The 17,830-nt window shown below is 65.2% G+C and carries 26 protein-coding genes; 24 read left to right on the top strand and 2 right to left on the bottom strand.

What is annotated here, in order from left to right; all coding sequences use genetic code 11:
- The first annotated feature begins 456 nt into the window (after positions 1 to 456).
- The 8 genes from AB4Y72_RS18860 to AB4Y72_RS18825 all read left to right on the top strand — a co-directional run bounded on the left by AB4Y72_RS18860 (position 457) and on the right by AB4Y72_RS18825 (position 5,819).
- Complete coding sequence (locus AB4Y72_RS18860) at positions 457 to 723, top strand: GlsB/YeaQ/YmgE family stress response membrane protein (RefSeq protein ID WP_441427666.1); 267 nt, start codon at positions 457 to 459, stop codon at positions 721 to 723.
- A 163-nt stretch (positions 724 to 886) separates the two neighbouring features.
- Positions 887 to 1,132, top strand: a complete 246-nt coding sequence (locus tag AB4Y72_RS18855) for a hypothetical protein (RefSeq protein ID WP_441427665.1) — start codon at positions 887 to 889, stop codon at positions 1,130 to 1,132.
- A gap of 201 nt (positions 1,133 to 1,333) precedes the next feature.
- A complete protein-coding gene (locus tag AB4Y72_RS18850; RefSeq protein ID WP_441427664.1) occupies positions 1,334 to 2,068 on the top strand; it encodes a response regulator transcription factor in 735 nt (244 codons plus the stop codon).
- A gap of 1,190 nt (positions 2,069 to 3,258) precedes the next feature.
- A complete protein-coding gene (locus tag AB4Y72_RS18845; protein ID WP_441427663.1) occupies positions 3,259 to 3,591 on the top strand; it encodes a hypothetical protein in 333 nt (110 codons plus the stop codon).
- A complete protein-coding gene (locus AB4Y72_RS18840; protein WP_441427662.1) occupies positions 3,572 to 3,880 on the top strand; it encodes a hypothetical protein in 309 nt (102 codons plus the stop codon). The genes AB4Y72_RS18845 and AB4Y72_RS18840 overlap by 20 nt, the downstream gene beginning before the upstream one ends.
- Positions 3,881 to 3,892: 12 nt before the next feature.
- On the top strand, positions 3,893 to 4,405 hold the full coding sequence (locus AB4Y72_RS18835) for a hypothetical protein (RefSeq protein ID WP_441427661.1): 513 nt from the start codon (positions 3,893 to 3,895) through the stop codon (positions 4,403 to 4,405).
- Between the two features lie 73 nt (positions 4,406 to 4,478).
- The gene (locus AB4Y72_RS18830; protein ID WP_441427660.1) at positions 4,479 to 5,006 is read left to right on the top strand and encodes a hypothetical protein; all 528 of its coding nucleotides are present in this window, start codon (positions 4,479 to 4,481) and stop codon (positions 5,004 to 5,006) included.
- Positions 5,007 to 5,147: 141 nt separating this feature from the next.
- Complete coding sequence (locus AB4Y72_RS18825) at positions 5,148 to 5,819, top strand: response regulator transcription factor (protein WP_441427659.1); 672 nt, start codon at positions 5,148 to 5,150, stop codon at positions 5,817 to 5,819.
- A gap of 149 nt (positions 5,820 to 5,968) precedes the next feature.
- Here AB4Y72_RS18825 and AB4Y72_RS18820 read toward each other — a convergent pair whose 3' ends face one another.
- Positions 5,969 to 6,175 carry a hypothetical protein gene (locus AB4Y72_RS18820; RefSeq protein ID WP_441427658.1) on the bottom strand — a complete coding sequence of 69 codons (207 nt, stop codon included), beginning with the start codon at positions 6,173 to 6,175 and terminating at the stop codon, positions 5,969 to 5,971.
- 545 nt (positions 6,176 to 6,720) lie between these two features.
- Between AB4Y72_RS18820 and AB4Y72_RS18815 the strand changes: the two genes are divergently transcribed.
- The 16 genes from AB4Y72_RS18815 (at position 6,721) to AB4Y72_RS18740 (ending at position 17,263) form a co-directional block, all read left to right on the top strand.
- Positions 6,721 to 7,023 (top strand): DUF4193 domain-containing protein, encoded by a 303-nt coding sequence (locus AB4Y72_RS18815; RefSeq protein WP_441427657.1) that lies wholly within the window; start codon positions 6,721 to 6,723, stop codon positions 7,021 to 7,023.
- Between the two features lie 165 nt (positions 7,024 to 7,188).
- Positions 7,189 to 8,118 carry an ABC transporter ATP-binding protein gene (locus tag AB4Y72_RS18810; RefSeq protein ID WP_441427656.1) on the top strand — a complete coding sequence of 310 codons (930 nt, stop codon included), beginning with the start codon at positions 7,189 to 7,191 and terminating at the stop codon, positions 8,116 to 8,118.
- An 83-nt stretch (positions 8,119 to 8,201) separates the two neighbouring features.
- Positions 8,202 to 9,437: an ABC transporter permease gene (locus tag AB4Y72_RS18805; protein WP_441427675.1), complete on the top strand. Its 1,236-nt coding sequence runs from the start codon at positions 8,202 to 8,204 to the stop codon at positions 9,435 to 9,437.
- Positions 9,434 to 10,306 (top strand): hypothetical protein, encoded by an 873-nt coding sequence (locus AB4Y72_RS18800; protein WP_441427655.1) that lies wholly within the window; start codon positions 9,434 to 9,436, stop codon positions 10,304 to 10,306. The genes AB4Y72_RS18805 and AB4Y72_RS18800 overlap by 4 nt, the downstream gene beginning before the upstream one ends.
- Positions 10,307 to 10,347: 41 nt before the next feature.
- Positions 10,348 to 10,854 (top strand): hypothetical protein, encoded by a 507-nt coding sequence (locus tag AB4Y72_RS18795; RefSeq protein WP_441427654.1) that lies wholly within the window; start codon positions 10,348 to 10,350, stop codon positions 10,852 to 10,854.
- A gap of 330 nt (positions 10,855 to 11,184) precedes the next feature.
- Complete coding sequence (locus AB4Y72_RS18790; RefSeq protein WP_441427653.1) at positions 11,185 to 11,505, top strand: ArsR/SmtB family transcription factor; 321 nt, start codon at positions 11,185 to 11,187, stop codon at positions 11,503 to 11,505.
- Positions 11,505 to 12,482 (top strand): TIGR03086 family metal-binding protein, encoded by a 978-nt coding sequence (locus AB4Y72_RS18785; protein WP_441427652.1) that lies wholly within the window; start codon positions 11,505 to 11,507, stop codon positions 12,480 to 12,482. The genes AB4Y72_RS18790 and AB4Y72_RS18785 overlap by 1 nt, the downstream gene beginning before the upstream one ends.
- 22 nt (positions 12,483 to 12,504) lie before the next feature.
- Positions 12,505 to 12,939: an SRPBCC family protein gene (locus tag AB4Y72_RS18780; RefSeq protein WP_441427651.1), complete on the top strand. Its 435-nt coding sequence runs from the start codon at positions 12,505 to 12,507 to the stop codon at positions 12,937 to 12,939.
- A gap of 133 nt (positions 12,940 to 13,072) precedes the next feature.
- Positions 13,073 to 13,402 (top strand): YciI family protein, encoded by a 330-nt coding sequence (locus tag AB4Y72_RS18775; RefSeq protein ID WP_441427650.1) that lies wholly within the window; start codon positions 13,073 to 13,075, stop codon positions 13,400 to 13,402.
- 254 nt (positions 13,403 to 13,656) lie between these two features.
- A complete protein-coding gene (locus AB4Y72_RS18770) occupies positions 13,657 to 14,097 on the top strand; it encodes an SRPBCC family protein (protein ID WP_441427649.1) in 441 nt (146 codons plus the stop codon).
- Between the two features lie 344 nt (positions 14,098 to 14,441).
- Positions 14,442 to 15,185 carry a response regulator transcription factor gene (locus AB4Y72_RS18765; protein ID WP_441427648.1) on the top strand — a complete coding sequence of 248 codons (744 nt, stop codon included), beginning with the start codon at positions 14,442 to 14,444 and terminating at the stop codon, positions 15,183 to 15,185.
- A 32-nt stretch (positions 15,186 to 15,217) separates the two neighbouring features.
- Positions 15,218 to 15,661, top strand: coding sequence for a hypothetical protein (locus AB4Y72_RS18760; RefSeq protein ID WP_441427647.1), 444 nt, complete (start codon positions 15,218 to 15,220; stop codon positions 15,659 to 15,661).
- A gap of 216 nt (positions 15,662 to 15,877) precedes the next feature.
- Positions 15,878 to 16,294: a VOC family protein gene (locus AB4Y72_RS18755; protein ID WP_441427646.1), complete on the top strand. Its 417-nt coding sequence runs from the start codon at positions 15,878 to 15,880 to the stop codon at positions 16,292 to 16,294.
- 41 nt (positions 16,295 to 16,335) lie between these two features.
- Positions 16,336 to 16,629, top strand: a complete 294-nt coding sequence (locus AB4Y72_RS18750) for a GNAT family N-acetyltransferase (protein ID WP_441427645.1) — start codon at positions 16,336 to 16,338, stop codon at positions 16,627 to 16,629.
- An 11-nt stretch (positions 16,630 to 16,640) separates the two neighbouring features.
- Positions 16,641 to 16,829, top strand: coding sequence for a hypothetical protein (locus AB4Y72_RS18745; RefSeq protein ID WP_441427644.1), 189 nt, complete (start codon positions 16,641 to 16,643; stop codon positions 16,827 to 16,829).
- Positions 16,830 to 16,855: 26 nt separating this feature from the next.
- On the top strand, positions 16,856 to 17,263 hold the full coding sequence (locus tag AB4Y72_RS18740) for a VOC family protein (RefSeq protein WP_441427643.1): 408 nt from the start codon (positions 16,856 to 16,858) through the stop codon (positions 17,261 to 17,263).
- Positions 17,264 to 17,420: 157 nt separating this feature from the next.
- Here the strand turns inward: AB4Y72_RS18740 and AB4Y72_RS18735 are convergent.
- Positions 17,421 to 17,830 (bottom strand): dihydrofolate reductase family protein (locus AB4Y72_RS18735; protein ID WP_441427642.1); only part of this gene is annotated, 410 nt, incomplete at its 5' end.

The raw sequence follows: 17,830 nt of genomic DNA, 5'->3' as shown, positions 1-17,830 counted from the left end.
TGGTTCTCCAGTCCCCCCAGCGTGGAGAACCGGGAGCCTCCGCGCTTGAGTCCTTGGACTCGCGCGGAGGCTTTCCCGTACTCCCGGTAAAGACTGCGCTGCTGCCAGCGCTCCAGCCGGTAAGCGTCCCGGGGAGATGGCGTCAGCGACCGGGCCGGGAGCACCTCAGGCGACCTGACGGCCCGGACGCGGCGCGGGCCGTTCCGGGCCCGGGTGTGACATCAGTTGAGGACGTCGTGCAGGTGCCTCCAGCGGGCGAGCGGGCGCGGCCATTGGCCGTGCGTAGCGTCGTTGTCGGTTTCAGTCGATGAGAGGAGTGCCCAGCTGGGACGATTCGCGGTCGGATCACGAATCACGGATCACTACCTACCAGGTATTGCGCGCTACTAAGTCTGCTGATTAAATCTTGGTGACGGCCGCATTCCACGACCGTTCCGCCCGAAAGGAGCCATAGCCATGGGAATTCTCGCTTTCCTCATTCTCGGACTTATCGCAGGAGCGATCGCCAAAGCCATCCTTCCCGGCCGGCAAGGTGGCGGCTGGGTGATCACCCTCGTCCTGGGCGTTGTGGGCGCCATCCTCGGAGGCTGGATCGGTTCGCTGATCTTCGGCGGGGGCCTCGGTGACTTCTTCGACCTCCGGACCTGGCTCCTCTCCATCCTCGGCGCCGTCATAGTGCTCCTCGTCTACGGCGCCGTGGCCGGTCGCAGAAGCAGGGTGTAGAGGCCAGCGGCGTAACTTTCTGCGCGGGTGACGGACTGGGATCCGAATAGGTGGGTGTGGACCAACAGTCTCCGGCCGCCAAAGTGGTCCGAAAGTTGCCGCCGCTTCTGCCGCATCCGGGTGCGACCAATTGTCGCGCCCGTGCAGTGAAAGGCACTTCTCAGTGAGATCCAAGACCATGACCGAACCTCAACTCCCCGAAACCCTCGCCCGGTGCAGGCTCCGTGATATCGCCGAAGGACAAATCCTGCGGCTGGCCGGCTCGAGCTTCGCCGTCGTCGGCAGACGGCAGGAAGGGCCGCTTATCCACCTCGATCTGGAGGCAGAAGACGGGGCGCCCGCCACGCTGATAGGCGTTCCGGGCGCCCGCTTCAGGCTACGCGAACAAGCGGCTATCAGGCCGCTATAGAAGTCCGGCGGCAATATCCTACCTTTCGGAGCAGACCCCTTGGCCCGATGACCACAGCGGCCTCCCCGCCCTGAGGTCCGGCCCTTTGACTCTGGTACCGCGCTCGTGGAGATAGGACGATTACCTCAAATGGCCGCCGGCCCGGGATACGCACGATGCGATGCCGCAGGTCGGCGGCGCCGAGTCGACGGGAGTGCGTGGATGGGCGTGTGGTCTGACACCTCTCCTGCCCCGGAGGGCTCCGGTGGCCCGGTGCGGGTGTTCATCGTTGATGATCAGGAACTCGTCAGGGACGGGCTGCGGAGTCTGCTCGAGCAGGAGGGCCTGGATGTAGTCGGTGAGTGCGGGTCCGCCCGTGAGGCCAGCCGTCGGATCGTAGAGCGGGGAACGCAGGTCGTGGTCCTGGACGAGCATCTACCCGACGGCACCGGCATTGAAGTCTGCCGGGACGCGCTCTCCGTTGATGCCGGCCTGAAGTGCCTGATGCTAACCAGCAATGACAATGATGAGGCGCTCCATTCCGTCGTGCTGGCCGGAGCGGCAGGCTATGTGCTCAGACAACTCCGCGGCCACCAGATAGCGGAGACGATTCTTCGCGCCGCCGCCAGCGAGCCGCTCCTCGCCCCCGCGAAGTTAGCGAGAGTGAAGACGAGTTTGGCCAAAGCGTCTCTTGCCGCGGGATGTAATGACCTGACGGTTGAGGAAAAGGCGGTCCTGGCACTCATCGCCGAAGACTTAACCAACCGCCAGATCAGCGAGTCCTTGGCTCTGGATGAAGCGACTCTGCGGGGACTCGTGTCCACGCTCCTGGCAAAACTGGGCTTCGGAGGTCGCACCACCGTCGCGGACAAGGATCCGACAATCTCCGCGCCGCGGAAACAAGGCGGCGTCCGCCCGGACGCCGACGCCGGGAGCGTGACCTCGATACCGGGGTAAGCCAGATCACCGCCCCGACCTCCAGGCCGGCAAATCCCCTGCTACCGGCCAGAGAGACGCTGCGCCCGGACATGGCAGCAGCACCCGCTAACCGTGGCGCTGCGGAGGAACCCCCGCGTGCGGTGACCGGAAGGCCGCGCTTGCCCGCCGGGCCGGGGCGCATACGATGTCGCTCCTGCAAGTAGACTCAAATCGGCTCTCCTGTTCCCCCAGCTTGGAGAGCCGGGAGCCTCCGCGCTTGAGTCCTTGGACTCGCCCGGAGGCTTTCCTCATACTCCCGACACCCACTGAGCCAGAAGACCTGCTGCTGCCAGAGAGCGGATCACACGGGTCCCCGTCCCAGGGGATGCCGTCAGCGGCCGCCCGGGCGCAAGTCACGCGGCCGGCTCGGAGCCGCTGACTCCCGCGGCCGGCCGGGCGCGAAGCGGGGCGACCCGTTCAGGGCCCGGATGTGAGATCAGTTCAGGACCGGCGGGTGCTTCCAGTACAGCGAGCGGGAATTCACAGTGGACAAGGTAATCGCACGCTGCCGGTCCGGACATCCTCAGACCCGGACACCTGCGACCGCGGCGCTCAATGCGGACATCGGCTGCGCGCAAACCGGCTCTGAATGCCCTGCCGCCAATTGGTGCAACCCCTCCGAGCCCGCACCAGCTCAGGTACAAGCCATACAKTTCCTCCACGCTGAGACCGCCGTCCGGATCCGGTGCGACGCACTCAGTGAGGAAATCTTCCAGTGGTGTCTTCGTCATCGTGGCCTCCTGCATCCTGGCGGCACAGCCGCTCAAATGAATCAGCAACAACATGAATGTGAAGCATGACCAGCCCAGAAACGGACGTAAATCACTAAGAATTTAGAAGCACCAATCCCCACTGTCAACCAGATCTTTCGGAGCGAGCCGGGCCTATCCGCGTGGAGCGCGCAGGATCCACGTGGTTGTGCCCATTGGGATCAGGCGGAGCCCTCCGCGCAGCTCGGGCTGTCCCCCACTGGTGTGCAATCCGATCCGCCGAAGGCCCGGGCGGGAGCGCGGATCGCTGAAACGTCGTAGCCGTCCTCCATGCTTGGATCTGCGTGGATCATGCATCAGATGCAACTGGGCGTGGTTCGCGCCTCTTGCTGGCCCGTTAGTCGAAAGTGTTTTCTAAGTGAAAAATATCAACTCGTATATAAGTTCTAAACTAGTCCCATGAACCCGGAACAGTCAGCCCGGCTGCAGGCGCAGTATGCGCGCCGGGCCGGCCCGATCGGGCTGACGGCGGACGAACTCGATTTCGAGCACTTCCCCGCCAAGAACGGCTTCCCCGGGATCCCGGTGAAGGCGTGGATCAGGTTTCCGAACTGCGCCGAGCTGGTGGACGGCGAGGTGTACGCCTGGACAGCCAAAGCCGTCGAAGTGACATGGAAAGACGGTCCGGTGACCTACCGGACCTGGGTGTGGAGTTCGGCGGTCACCCGCCGCGAAGAAATGATGACCAGGAACTTGGGAGAGCGCGTAGACCGTGACAGCAGTAGCGAATGAAACAACCCTGGACGTGGCCGTGAACGTCCGGTTCACCCAGGCCGGCACACCACTGGCCGTCCGGYACGAGAGCCGGATCTGGGCCGTCGCCGCGGACCCGGTGCACTGGTTCGCCCGGGACGCCTGGTGGGACACCCGGCGCGACGCGGCCCTCGGCAGCGGCGACCTGGTCAGCATCGAATACTGGAGGGTGCAGGTCCGTCTCGGGTCGAATTCCGCGCTTCGGACCTTCACACTGCGCCGGAACCCGCTCTCGGCCCAGTGGCTGCTGGAAAGCATCAGCGACTAGGCCACGGCGACAGTGAACCCCCAGCCAATCAGCGATCAGACCTGGGCCGGGCTCCGGACGGAGTTCACGCTGCCGGCCCTCGCGCAGGTGCACCGCCGGCTTTCCGAACTGATGGAAGACCCCGAACCGGTCATGCGCCAGCTCGTCCGTGTCTTCATCGATGACGGGACCTTCYGCCCGGGATTCCAGTTCCTCCCCGGCGGACAACTCCGCCCGCAGGTCCTTGAGCTGTTCGAGCGTGCGATGGAGCTGCAGATCCCGAACAACCACTTCACCCTCTGGATGGTCACCCCCGCCAGGGAACTTGCCGGAACCCGCCCCGTAGACCGCCTGAAAGGCGACCCCGCTCCCCTGCTGCGCGCGCTGGAATCCTACCGTCGCTGGGTCGGGGTTCGGCTCACGTCCTCCGCGCCGAGGCTGGCAGGGCCGCAAGTGAGGGTCGGGCTGGCGGTTCGTGCGGATCGCGAGGAGTTTATAGCCCTCTGGAATCTGGGCTCTAGAGGCATTTCGGCGGCCCCCGCTTAGTCGGCGTGCTGTGGTCTTTGTCAGGGGTTCCTGACATACTGGCCGTCAGGATTGCCTGACAGAAGGGCGCGCTATGGGCTGGATATCAAACGACAACGAACACGAAGGGTGGGCGGCCGCCGTTGCACCCGACGGACGGCTGTCCGCATCATCGAGGGGCGAAGGAATGCTCGTCAAGGGCATCACCGGCCACTACAAGCCGGACAAGATGCTGCCCGACCACGAAGTTGTCCCGGACAGCGAGATCATCGGCTGGCGCGGGGCCTGTGAATGCGGCTGGCAAGGCGAGCTGTGGGAGCGTGTCACGTCGCCGGCCGCCGCCGACTTCAGCCGCCGCAGGGACTACCTTTCCCCCGACGATTTCGCACACGCTTCCAGCGAAGTCGAAAACGCCATCCACGACGAGTGGAAAGCCCACCTCGCACCGCTGGAAGTTGTGGCCGGCGTGGAGGCGGCAGCGCGTGAATACACCCAGGCCGGGCACCGGCTGGACAAGACCGTTGCAGCCGCGAAGTCAGCGGGAGCGTCTTGGGCGGACATCGGCCGCGCCGTCGGCATCAGCCGGCAATCGGCCCACGAACGCTGGGCCGACAAACAATAAATCCAGACCCCGAACATGAGTGGTTGGTCACGGCCAGCGTCGTTCGGTGGTGTCCCGTTCCCTTGCATCCGGGATGACCCCGGGGGACACTCCCCCAACAGGGCCTTTCTGGACATGATGGGACGAAAGAGAGGAGTCCGGGTGCGGATTCTGGTCGTAGATGATGAGAAGGGTCTCGCCGAAGCGCTCCGCCGGGGGTTAACGATTGAAGGGTTCGTCGTGGATGTCATGCACGACGGCATCAGTGGGCTGTGGGCGTCGACAGAAAACTCATATGACGTTATCTTGCTCTATCTGGTGCTGCCCAACGGCTACGACGTGCTGAAGGAGCTTCGGGAGCGCAAGGTCCGGACTCCGGTGCTGATGCTCACGGCGAAGGACGGCGAGAACGATCAGACCGATGCCTTTGATCTGGCGGCTGTTGACTATCTGACAAAGCCTTTCAGCTTTCCGGTGCTGGTGGCGCGGATCCGGGCACTCATCCACCCCGGGACGCCTGAGCTTCCCGGGGTGTTGACGCTGGGCAGCCTGACGCTGGACCCCCTCAACCGCCAAGCCCATCGGGGGGCCAAGGCGATCAACACCACCCCTCGGGAATACGGGCTCCTGGAGTACCTCATCCGGCACCACGACCAGATCGTGACAAAGGCGGACCTACTCGACAATGTGTGGGAAGACTTTGAAGGAGGGGACAACGTGGTGGAGGTCTACATCGGCTACCTCCGGCGCAAGATCGACATTCCCTTCGGCRTGCAGACACTGACCACTGTGCGGGGGATGGGCTACGTACTCAGCGCCGACCGGGACCCGTAGCCGACGGGGCACTGTTCAGGCCGTCCTGCCAGGCTTCGATCACCGGCAGGTGACCCATCTATAGACGATGACTCACCCGCCGGCCCGGCACCGGCCACCGGCCACGGGCATAGACCGCGAGCCGGCGGACGGATTCTGGGCTCGGCAGCCTATTCGGCCAGTTTCACCACTGCCTGGGCCCAGAGGAAGAACTTGTTGGTGCCGAGGTCCTTTACGGTCTTGATGTTCAGGGCTTCCTGCAACTTCAGAGCGTCGGCCTCGGACAAGCCCTGAAGCGCACCAACAGGTGCCTTGGCCAGTTCCTCGATGCTCTTATCCTCGTATGCCTTATCGAACTTATCGCTCAGACCAGCCACTGTGCAGCTCCTTGGAAGATCAGTCAGATCCCGGACAGACCGGGCAGGCGGTTGCCCAAGGACCAGCAAAGCATGCGCAGATGCACCCGTCCAGAGTCAGGACCTAGCCAGTGAATTGCCTGCCTTCGATCCCTTCCCAGTTACCGGCTACGAAGACAGCGAGGAGCTGATGTCCGTTTCAACGAGCCGCTGAGGACGGCACCCAGCTGCGGGCCGTGCCGGAGATCCGGGACCAGGGCTGGGCTGCCCTTTAATGTCAACGGCGGGCAGTCCGAACCCTCTCCGTGTTGATTAGGGAAGTTATCGGTAGACCGTGGCGCGGGAGACTCCGCAGCTTGCCGATTTCGGAAGCGCTGATTCCTTTGCCTTTGAGTTCCTTGGCTCTGGCTGTGGCAGCGTCGTCTATTTTGGGGGCCCTTCGCTGGTCCCGCAGCCCAGTGCCCCCTCGCCGGCGGCACGCCCACCCGGGCCTGAAACCACCCGGGGCGGCACATGTCCGGTAGGGTCCACTGCGGATAACCCGCTAGAGGAAATGAGAACCCACCGTGGCAGCCGACTATGACGAAGTGAAACCCGACGTCGCGGAATCCCGCAACGCCTCCCTCGAGGCTCTGAAAGAGGCGAACTCCCCCGATGCCCGCAGCGTCGTGCTGGAACTCGACGAAGCCGACACCGTTGACGGCGTCGAACTCCCCGGCGCCGACCTCTCCGGCGAGGAACTCATCATCCACGTGATCCCCCAGGCACACGATGAGTTCACCTGCGCCTCCTGCTTCCTCGTCCGCCACCGCACCCAGATCGCGCGAGAGAAAAACGGCCACGCCTACTGCATCGACTGCGAAAGCTGACCGGCACCTTTCCCGCCGCGCACCGTCGCGCCAGGCAGGACAACGGCACCCCTTTAGCTTGCAGTCCCGGCCACCCTCCAACCGCGGCGGATGTGGCTCCTGGCACGCCCGGACCGGGCAGAAACGTCCAAGGATCCCCGTTGTGGCGCCGGTTAGAGTATGGATATGACGTTGGGGGACGCGGCGGAGCCGCTGGTACACATCAAAGACTTCCGGATGGACTTCGGGGACACCACGGTCATCAAAGACCTGTCCTTCGATGTCCGGGCCGGCGAAACCTTCGGGTTCCTGGGCAGCAACGGATCCGGGAAGACCACGACCCTCCGGGCGCTGCTGGGCATCTACCAGCCGACCGCCGGGACCCTGCAGATCGGCGGCAAGCCCTTCGCCCCGCAGGACGGKKCCCGRCTSGGATACCTGCCCGAGGAACGCGGMCTCTACAARAAAGARTCCGTCCTGGACGTSATGGTCTACTTYGGCCGGCTCAAGGGCCTGGACAAGGCCCGGGCGAAAGCCTGGTCCCGGGACTACCTCGAACGGGTCGGCCTGGCCGACAAGGCGGCCATGCGGCTGGATAAGCTCTCCGGCGGGCAGCAGCAGAAAATCCAGCTCGGCGTGACCATCATGAACGACCCCGAGCTGCTGATCCTGGACGAACCGACCAAGGGCTTCGACCCGGTCAACCGCCGCCTGCTGATGGACATCATCGAAGACCAGAAACGCGCCGGCGCGACCGTCATCATGGTCACCCACCAGATGGAAGAAGTCGAACGCCTCTGCGACCGGGTCATCCTCCTCAAAGACGGCACCTCCCGCGCCTACGGCACCGTCGCCGAAGTCCAGGACCAATTCGGCGGCACCGTCTACCGGCTCACCCACACCGGGACCCTGCCCGCCTCCGCCCTGTACGACATCGTCAGTGCCGGCGGCGGGCAGGCCGAGCTCTCCCCCCGCCCCGGGACGGACGAGGCCGCCGTCCTGCGCGACCTCATCAGCCACGGCGTCGCCGTGAAGTCCTTCACCACCGCCAGGACGTCCCTGGACGAGGTCTTCATCAAGGTCTACGGCGAAACCCACGACATGGCGGAGGCATAAACCCCATGACCCAGAAAACCTCAACACCGCTGCCCTCCCCCGCCCCGGCACCGGCCACGTCGCCGGTGGCGGCGAAGCGCCCGATCGCGCACCACAACCTCGGGACCGTCGTCGGGTTCGAATTCACCCGCACCGTGAAGAAACKCCGCTTCTGGATCGCGACCCTCGCCATCCCGATCGTCATGGCCATCGTCTTCGGACTCGTCTACCTCAGCAACTCCTCCACGCACGCCAGCGCCGACGCCCAAAAGACCGCCGCCATCTCCTTCACCTACACCGACGACTCCGGACTCATCACCCCCGCGATCGCCACCGCCATGGGCGGCAGAAAAGCCGCCGACCCCGGGCAGGCCCTGCTCGACGTGAAAAAGGGATTGACGGACGCGTACTTCGCCTACCCCGCCAAACCCGCCACGGAGCCGGTCAAGGTCTACGGGCAGGACAAGGGGATCTTCGACAACGGCAAATACGACGCCGTCGCCAAACAGCTCCTCACCGCCTCAGCCCAGGCCACCATCGGATCCCCGCAACTAATGGCCGCTGCCGGCGACAACATCAAGACCGAATCCCAGACCTTCAAAGACGGCCAGCCCGCCGGCGGGATCGGCTCCGCCGTCCCGCCGCTGATGTTCCTGCTGATCTTCTACGTCTCGATCATCCTGCTCTCCAACCAGATGCTCAACAGCACCCTGGAAGAGAAAGAAAACCGGGTCACCGAAATGATCCTCACCACCCTGAACCCGACCACCCTGATCATAGGCAAGATCATCGCCCTGTTCATGRTCGGCCTGGTCCAGATCCTGGTCTTCCTCACCCCCATCGCCATCGGCTACGCCTTCTTCCGCGACAAACTCTCCATGCCCGACCTGGACCTCTCCACCCTGAGCTTCGACCCCGGCACCATGATCGTCGGCGCACTGCTTTTGCTGGGCGGATTCACCGTCTTCACCGGCGTCCTCGTCGCGATCGGCGCGGTCATGCCCACCGCCAAGGACGCCGGCACGATCTTCGGGCCCCTGATGGCGCTGATCTTCGTCCCCTTCTACGCCGTCGCCCTCATCGTCTCGGACCCGCACGCACCCATTGTGCAGATCTTCACCTACTTCCCGCTCTCCGCCCCCGTCACCGCCATGCTCCGCAACGGCTTCGGCACCCTCTCACCGGTCGAGGCAACCATCGTCATCGCCGAACTCTTCATCATCGGAATCCTCATCCTCCGACTCGCCGTCCACCTCTTCCGCTACGGATCCATCCAATACTCGGGCAAACTCTCCATCGCCGGAACCTTCCGCAAACGCCACACAAAACCAACCCCATGAACCCACAGGGGCGGGAGGCCGCTTCAGTCCCGGCCCGGGCAGCGGAAACCTTACAGCTGCCCGATGACCTGCAGCTGCCCGCGTCCACCCTGCCCCCGAAGGCTGCGCCCGCCTGGCAGGGCTCGGCCCTGCGCCGGCGCCTGCTGTTGCGGGCTGTGGTGGGCGTGGCCGGCTTCGCCGCCCTGGTCGTCGGCCTGGTGTTTATCCTCGGATTTGTGACCAGGCCCTACTGGGCCGACTTTGTCCGCGTCCCGGCTATCGTCACCAGCCAGCGCCCCTACTTCTCCCGCGGCGACCACTGCGACCTGAGCCTGGAGTTCACCCTTGACGGCCGGGACCACACGGCAACGTTCGACCCCGCGTCCACGTGCGCGGGAATGCCCAAACCCGGGACCACGGTCACGGCAAGCGTTGACCCGGCCGACCCCTCCTACGCCCTGATCGTCGGCCTGGACCAGTCCCAGAGGAACGTGCCGTACGTCCTCGCCTTCATGGGCAGTATCTGGCTGGGCATCAGCGGTGTGATCATCGGACTTGGCCTCTCGACCTACCGGCAGGCCCGGATCCTGGCCGCCACCGCGCAATGGAAACGCCTGAGCGCCACCGTCCTCCCTCGGTACGTGTACAAGAACGCTACCGAGCTGACGCTGCAAGCTCCCGGCCGGGACGGGACACCGCAGATCTTCCAGCTGACCTACTCCGGCCGCGGCCCATGGCCGAACCGCCCCCAGGCCGGACACGTGACGGAGCTATGGATCCTTGCCGACGGCGGCCGCCAGGTCCTGTTCTCCGGACCGGACTGCCAGGACCCCGCCGCTGGCCGGGCTCACGTGCCGAACAGCTTCGAACTACGGACCATGGGCATCTGAGCCGTCCGGCCAAGACGGGCAGACAGCGGTAGATTGTGGACATGGGACAGAAATTCGTCGGCCGTTCAGGTGTGGTCGCTGATCGGCTCATGGGTATCGCGGAGTACAGCCACGCGCACTGGTTTTTCGGCAACCTCTACGAGGCCATCGTCAAAGTGCCGCACCGCGTCGCGGCCGCCGAAGCCAGCAAGGAACTCCCCCGGTCCCCGTTCGGAGCCGGAAGCCCGGGCCGGTACTACGCCCCGATCGCCCCGCTCATCGCCCCGGCTGCCATCGGAGCCCTTTTGGCCGGCTGGAAGCACGCCAACAGCAGGCCCTGGCTGATCGTGGCTGCCGCCAGTTCCACGACGGGTGCGGCCGCTACCGTGTACCTGCTCCGGAACATCAACCCCAAGCTGTTCTTCAGCCCACAACCGCTCAGTGAAATGAGCCGCAAGCCCCTGCTGCAGCGGTGGTACAGGGTCCACGCCCTCAGACTCACCGCCAGCGCCGTGGCCCTGGCCGCCATCCACCAGGCACGAACCATCCGACTTAAGAACCTCGGCTGAGACCCCACCTCCGTCCCCGAGCGGGGCGTAGCTCTGCCAGATAAAGCCCCCAGGTATCGTGACCAACGCCGTGCAGCTCCTGCACGTCATGGCGTGCGCCGGAAACCTCCGTTAGATGGTCCTCGAAATGTAGTACGGACCATAGTCGTACTGGCAGACACTGCAGGACGGGGCACGCCGCGGATCCTCGGACCGCGACTCCTGACCTGTTTCTCCGCCGGTCTCCGGCGCGTCGCATCCCGGATGCCCTGGCGGCGCGTTCCCGGACCACGCCTCACCGGGCGAACCTCCCATTGCATTTATACGTTAGTCTGCACTAACGTATTCAGTGTGCCAGATCTTCTCGAAACCGCGGCGGAACCGAACAGGCGTCGCCTGCTCCAACTCCTCGCCCGGGGAGAGCAGTCCGTCACGGACCTGGCGACCAAATTTCCGGTCAGCCGGTCCGCGATCTCCCAGCACCTGCTGCTACTTGCCGGCGCCGGGCTGGTCCGGGCACGAAAGGACGGCCGGAACAGGTTCTACAGCCTCGATCCCGGCGGCATGTCCGAGCTGAGGAAGTCGCTGGAATCGTTCTGGACAACCGAGCTGGACCAGCTGGTGGCGGACGCCGCCGCTGTGCACACATCCGCATTCCAAGGAGAACCCTGATGCCCATTGAGAAGTCCGTCTTTCTTCCGGTCAACCCGGACACCGCGTTTGCCCTGATCACCGACCCGGAACGGCTGCGGCGCTGGCAGACCGTAGCGGCCCGGGTGGATTTGCGCGTCGGCGGCGACTACCGCTGGACGATCACTCCCGGACATTCGGCCGCCGGAACCTTTACCGTGATCGAGCCGGGCAAGCGCGTCGTTTTCACCTGGGGCTGGGAGGGCGCCGACGGGACGGCCGACGACGCCTCCACCGTCACCATCACCCTGGACAGTGTCGAAGGCGGGACCACCGTCCGCCTCGTACACGAGGGACTCTCCGACGAGGCGGCCATCGGACACATCGAAGGATGGAACCACTACCTCGGCCGCCTGGTCACGCTCACCACGGCCGGCGACGCCGGGGCCGACGACTGGGCCGYCGCCCCGGACCCGCTCACCGAGCTGGCCAGCGCCGAGGCGACCCTCGCCATCGTTCAACGCACCCTGCGGTCCCTGACCGTGTCCGACATGGACCTGCAGACCCCGTGCGAGGATTTCACCGTAGCCCAGCTGGCCGACCACCTCCTCGGCTCCGTCACCGGCATCGGCAAGGCACTCGGCATCACCGTCACCAACCGGCCGGACGCAGCACCCGAAGTCCGGGTCGCCGACGCCGCCCAGCCGGTACTGGAAGCCTTCCGGGCCCGCGGCCTGGACGGATCCATCGACATGGGTTTCGCGGAACTGCCCGCCACCACCGTCGCCAACATCCTGAACCTGGAATTCCTGGTCCACGCCTGGGACTTCGCAACCGCCACCGGACAGACCCTGGAGGTCTCCCCCGCCCTCTCCGGCTACGTCCTGGAACTGACGCGGAACACCATCAGCCCACAGATGCGCGGAGCCAGCTTCGCCGAGGAAACCCTCGTCGACGAATCAGCCGCCAGCCTGGACCGCCTGGTAGCCTTCACCGGCCGTCCCGTCGCGGCCCGCTAACCGCAACCGACAGCGAATCGTCATGGTGAAGGTCCACACCAGCATCCTCATCCACGCCCCGCGGGCCGCCGTGGCCGGCTACGCGGCCGATCCCGGCAACGCCCCGCACTGGTACGCCAACATCCGCTCAGCCACATGGCACACGCCACGGCCCCTCACGGTCGGGTCCCGGGTGGCCTTCACCGCCCGCTTCCTGCGAAGAAAACTGGACTACGTCTACGAAGTCGTCCAACTGGTACCCGGCGAGAAAGTCGTCATGGGCACCCGCCAGGGCCCCTTCCCGATGAAAACCACCTACACGTGGGCCGATGAAAACGGATCAACACGGATGACTCTGGAAAACAGCGGCGAACCCTCGGGGTTTTCCGCCGTCTCCGGGGCGCTCATGGCGCCCATGATGCGCCGTGCCATGCGCAAAGACCTCACAGCCCTCAAGGAAATCCTCGAAGCCCSCTGACAGCACCCGGACCGGCGGCCGATCCGGACGGGGCCGGGACATCACACCCCCGTTCCGGTATTCCACCTCGGCCGGGGGCACCACAGCAGCAACCGCGAAACACCACAGCATGGATCAACCGAAGGGAAACATCATGAGCAAGTTCATCTACATCTACAAGGGCCCGGCCACACCGATGGACCAGTTCACCGAGGAGCAGTCCGCCCAACAGATGGCCGCCTGGGGTGCCTGGATGGGCAAGATCGGCCCGGCCCTCACCGACGGGGGCGCCCCGTTCGGCGCCCGCACCGCCGTCCTCGACAACGGCACCACCGCCGACGTGACGGAACTTCAGGGATACACCATCGTGGAGGCCGAAAACCTCGACGCCGCCAAAGCCCTCACCGAAGGCCACCCGTTCCTTTCCGAACGAAGCGGCCACTACAGCGTGGAAATCTTCGAACTGGTCGACATGAACATGTAAGCCCCCGGGGCCGCGAGCGACTCCGGCAAGCTGCGCACCCACGGACATCACCCGGTCATCTCCCGCGGCGGAGCGCCGCAATGACCGGGTGCCGCAGGACCTGGACCCCGCGGCAGGCCGCACCCGGTGCCGTTCCCCGCACCGCCGGAACGCGCGCCGGGCGTGGCGCGGGACAGGCGCCGCCACGACGTACAGTGTGGACATCATCAACCCGCCGAACTCGGCGGGCACAGGGACCCATTGAAGGGGAAGCCATGGCCCACGCCGAGAACGAGACCACCATCAACCGTTCACCCGAGGACGTCTACGCGTTCCTCGCGGACGGACTGAACAACCCCACATGGCGCTCCGGAATTCAGAACATCGCCCTGAAAAGCGGAACACCCGCGTCCCGGGGAGCCGTCTACGCCCAGACCCTAACCGGCCCGGGCGGGCGGGCAATCGCCGGCGACTACGAAATCACCACCGCGGACCCCGGACAGCGCCTGAGCTTCCAGGTCGTCGCGGGTCCAGCCCGGCCGTCCGGCGAGTACCTCCTCACCGCCGTGCCCGCCGGGACTGCCGTCCGGTTCACCCTGGACCTGCAGCCCAAAGGACTCATGAAGATCGCGGGGCCGATGATCGCCCGCACGATGCAGACCGAGGTCGCCCAACTGGCCGGCCTCAAGAGCGTTCTCGAATCCGCCCACCGCTGACCGTAGCCGCGGGTCAGGCCGGCCGGAACGTGACCGATGACGCCTAACTCAGGGCTCCGGCCACGCCCGGTTGAGGCCATGCCGCCCAAGCGACGACCTCGATCGGATGTGCGAAACGGCAGATCCACAGGGATTCACGCGCGCCAGCGCCGCATTTCCCCCGTCAAGTTCCATTCAATTGGCGATGGAACCGCCCCTCGCACCTATGCGACGCTGCCGAGAGCCCCGACCTTGTCGATTCACGGGCAACGCCAAGGACTCGCACCAGGCCCCTCCCATCCACATACCGAATAATGCACCCTATGCCTTCCCGCCATACCTTTCTCACCGCAGAGACTCTTCCCGTGACGATCCCCCCAGCCGCGGCATCCGCCCCGGTCCTCATCATTCACCCTGACCAAGGTGCGACAGCGGACATAGCCCGCGCACTTGCCGCCGCCGGATGGTTGACCGCTACGCCTGGCACTGCCGGACACGGGAAGCATGCCGTTGTCGTCCTCGACGCCACCCACCATGCCGACGGGGCTGCCCCGGGCATTGCGCGCGTCCGGCAATCCGCCCCCGGAGTACCGTTCCTGTTCCTGACCACACGCGAAACCCTTGAAGACCTGCTCGCGGGCGGCACCTTGCCCGGGGACGACTATCTGCTCGCCCCGTTCACCGCTGCCGATGTGGCGTTGCGACTGCGCTGGCTCACCCGCAACGGAACTGCCGTACCCAGTGACCCCGAACTCACCGTGGGGGACCTGACCCTGCGGTCCCGTTGGTTCCTTGCCCGCCGGGGCCCCCACCAGATTCCCCTGACGAAGACACAATGCGCTGTCCTGCAGCTGCTGATGCAGAACCCCGGGAACGTCGTGCGCAAAGAGGAAATCGTGAACCACGTATGGCCCGGCATCCCCGGCCGGGGCGGCAACAACGTTGAGCTCTACATCTCCTATCTGCGGCGAAAGATCAATGCCACCGGGCCGCCGATGATCCACACCCTGCGCGGCGTCGGCTACCTGATCAAACCCGCCCCCACAGGCCCCGGAGTTGATGCGGCGAGCAACCGGAAGACTATGTTCGACGCGGGCGGCCACTTGTAGTCTGGCCTCATCGAATCTTCACGAGGATTTCCGTGCGCGAGCCCCTGTTCTTCCTCTCCGGCGCATCGCTAGTGGCACTGGCCATGGCATGTGGACTCAAAGCTGATCGCACCGCCCGGAGATGGTCGCCCGACGATTCGGCCCAACGACGCCGGCAGCTTTGTCTCGCAGCCTGTGCGGTCCTGGCGTCCGTCGGTCTCTACCTCGTTTTGGTACCCGGCGCAGGAATCGATTCCACCGGAACAGGAATCAGCCTGGACCTTGGACTGGGGATGCTGCTGCTGGCCGGGATCTGGTTCATCTTCCGCCGGGAAATAGTCAATTACCAGCTGTGGGTGGCGGCGGCCGTCTATGGCATCCAGTTGCCTGCGGAACCGGCCCAGGTCAAAGCCGCCGAAACCGTGGGCGCGTGGATCCGTGGCGTGCTCCTCCTTGCCGGACTCTTCATCATCCTGATGCAGTTCATCATGCGTTAGACCCACCGCCTCTGGGCCCGTAATGACAATTCGCAGGTCTGAAAACGTCGGTCTTCGCGGCCCACCCCTGCACCGCCGCCGTCCGGGCAACCGACAATCCCGGGCTTGAGGGAACACCGACCGGTCTTACGAGGTCCCTGTTGCGGTCCCGCGGCGCACTGTTAGCATGGCTCGGTGGTGACATAATCGCCCACCCAGAGCCAAGGAGAATCCCCCATGACGACCCGACTCAATCCCTACCTGAGCTTTCGCACCAACGCCCGCGAAGCCATGGAGTTTTACAAGGACGTCTTCGGGGGCGAGCTGACCATCAGCACCTTTGCCGACCTTCAGGCCAGCCAGGATCCCGCAGACGAGAACCTGGTGATGCATGCACAGCTGGAATCGCCATCCGGACTGACCCTGATGGGCTCGGACACGCCCGCCCGCATGGAGTTCCACCCCGGCAACACCTACAGCGTTTCCCTCAGCGGTGACGACGACGGCGAACTCCGCGGCTACTGGGAGAAGCTTTCCGACGGCGGCACCGTCTCCATGCCACTCGAAACCGCTCCCTGGGGCGATACCTTCGGCATGTGCAACGACAAGTTCGGTGTGGCATGGCTGGTCAACATCGCCGGCGCCAAGGCCTAGCACCCGGGTTTTTAGGCAACGGCTGTGCATACAATGCTGGAATGCTGCTAAGGCCCACGTCAGACACCGATCTGGACGTTTTCCTGCGCTGGATTCCCCACGAGGAAGCCATGGTGCTTTGGACCGGACCTACGTTCTCGTGGCCACTCAACCGGTTCCAGCTGGAGGAGTACCTGACAAATCCGCAGCGCCAGTACTGGACCGGAATCGACGAAACCACCGGCGCGATTCTCGGGCACGGCACCCTGCTGTTCGACCACGAAGTGCGGACATGCCGTCTGGGCTCCATCATCGTCAATCCAGGGCGCCGGGGCGAAGGACTGGGGCGGAACTGATGGAACTGTTGATGGCCACAGCCTACGGGACCCCGACCGTCACCGGATTGAGTCTCGGCGTGATCGCCCACAACAGCCCAGCCCGAAGCCTATACGAGTCGCTTGGCTTCCGCGGATCCGAAGTTCTCAGGCGCACCCCGATGCGTGATCAGATCTGGGACGCGATCTCCATGCGGCACAGCCGCGAACACCAACACTGACCATTCCACCCGGAGGGAGTATCTGCATGACCGATACAGCAGCCGCACAGCACATCCCCGGAGTGGGCACCGTGTACCTCACGGTGAGCGATCAGGCCCGTTCGCTCGCGTTCTACCGGGACAAACTCGGCTTCGAGGTCCGCACGGACGCCGGGGTCGGCGGGGGCTTCCGCTGGATCGAGGTGGCCCCAGTCGGCGCGTATACAGTGATCGCCCTCGTGCCGCCGATGAGCGACGAGGACCCGCAACCTGGCGGCAGAGCACCATTTGGCTTCGACACGCCCAACCTTGAAGCCGCCATGGCCGAGTTCAGCTCGCGCGGCGTCGAGTTCGAGGACATGAGGGGCGGCGACGGCGCTCCGATGCCGCCGATGGCGTACTTCCGCGACCCCGACGGCAATCGCATCGCCCTGGTCGAGGAGACCGCGCGCTGACTGCCGCCAGCACCTGGTTTAGCGCAAAACGGAAGGGACCGGCCGGCCCAGTCCCTTCCGCTGCTTTGGGCCGGCCGCGTCGGAAAAGTTCCCGGTGCTGAAAGCCTCAACCTGGCTGGCTCACCGTCGGCCGGCGGGCCGTCGCATCTCCTGGCAGCTAGATGACTCGGTCGCGTCGGGCGAAGGTCAGGTGAATGACACCGCTGGGTGAGGGTGCCGCTTCAATGTCGAAGCGTTGCTCGATTCCTTCGAGGCCGTCCCAGAGTCGTTCGCCGCGGCCGAGAATGATCGGGACAAGAACGATGTGCATCTGGTCGATGAGGTCGGCCTCGAGGAACTGGCGGATCGTGGTGACCCCGCCGCCGATTCGCACGTCGAGGTCGCCGGCGAGGGCGCGTGCCCGTTCGAGTGCCTCGGTGGGTTGGGCGTCCACAAAGTGGAAGGCGGTGCCGCCGTTCATGGTCAGTGGCGGCCGTGGGTGGTGGGTGAGGACGATCACCGGTGTGTGGAAGGGCGGGTTGTCGCCCCACCAGCCCTGCCACTCCTCGTCAGCCCACGGGCCGCGCT

The sequence above is a fragment of the Arthrobacter sp. YAF34 genome, assembly GCF_052113245.1.
GTDB lineage: Bacteria > Actinomycetota > Actinomycetes > Actinomycetales > Micrococcaceae > Arthrobacter.
The sequence above is the reverse complement of the archived record's forward strand: the minus strand, read 5'-3'. Positions and strand labels throughout refer to the sequence as shown.

Excerpts from the sequence above, each read along its gene's own strand:
- AB4Y72_RS18860 (WP_441427666.1), top strand. The coding sequence starts at position 457 with ATGGGAATTCTCGCTTTCCTCATTCTCGGACTTATCGCAGGAGCGATC.
- AB4Y72_RS18850 (WP_441427664.1), top strand. The coding sequence starts at position 1,334 with ATGGGCGTGTGGTCTGACACCTCTCCTGCCCCGGAGGGCTCCGGTGGC.
- AB4Y72_RS18845 (WP_441427663.1), top strand. The coding sequence starts at position 3,259 with ATGAACCCGGAACAGTCAGCCCGGCTGCAGGCGCAGTATGCGCGCCGG.
- AB4Y72_RS18830 (WP_441427660.1), top strand. The coding sequence starts at position 4,479 with ATGGGCTGGATATCAAACGACAACGAACACGAAGGGTGGGCGGCCGCC.
- AB4Y72_RS18800 (WP_441427655.1), top strand. The coding sequence starts at position 9,434 with ATGAACCCACAGGGGCGGGAGGCCGCTTCAGTCCCGGCCCGGGCAGCG.
- AB4Y72_RS18795 (WP_441427654.1), top strand. The coding sequence starts at position 10,348 with ATGGGACAGAAATTCGTCGGCCGTTCAGGTGTGGTCGCTGATCGGCTC.
- AB4Y72_RS18775 (WP_441427650.1), top strand. The coding sequence starts at position 13,073 with ATGAGCAAGTTCATCTACATCTACAAGGGCCCGGCCACACCGATGGAC.
- AB4Y72_RS18770 (WP_441427649.1), top strand. The coding sequence starts at position 13,657 with ATGGCCCACGCCGAGAACGAGACCACCATCAACCGTTCACCCGAGGAC.
- AB4Y72_RS18755 (WP_441427646.1), top strand. The coding sequence starts at position 15,878 with ATGACGACCCGACTCAATCCCTACCTGAGCTTTCGCACCAACGCCCGC.
- AB4Y72_RS18750 (WP_441427645.1), top strand. The coding sequence starts at position 16,336 with ATGCTGCTAAGGCCCACGTCAGACACCGATCTGGACGTTTTCCTGCGC.
- AB4Y72_RS18745 (WP_441427644.1), top strand. The coding sequence starts at position 16,641 with ATGGCCACAGCCTACGGGACCCCGACCGTCACCGGATTGAGTCTCGGC.
- AB4Y72_RS18740 (WP_441427643.1), top strand. The coding sequence starts at position 16,856 with ATGACCGATACAGCAGCCGCACAGCACATCCCCGGAGTGGGCACCGTG.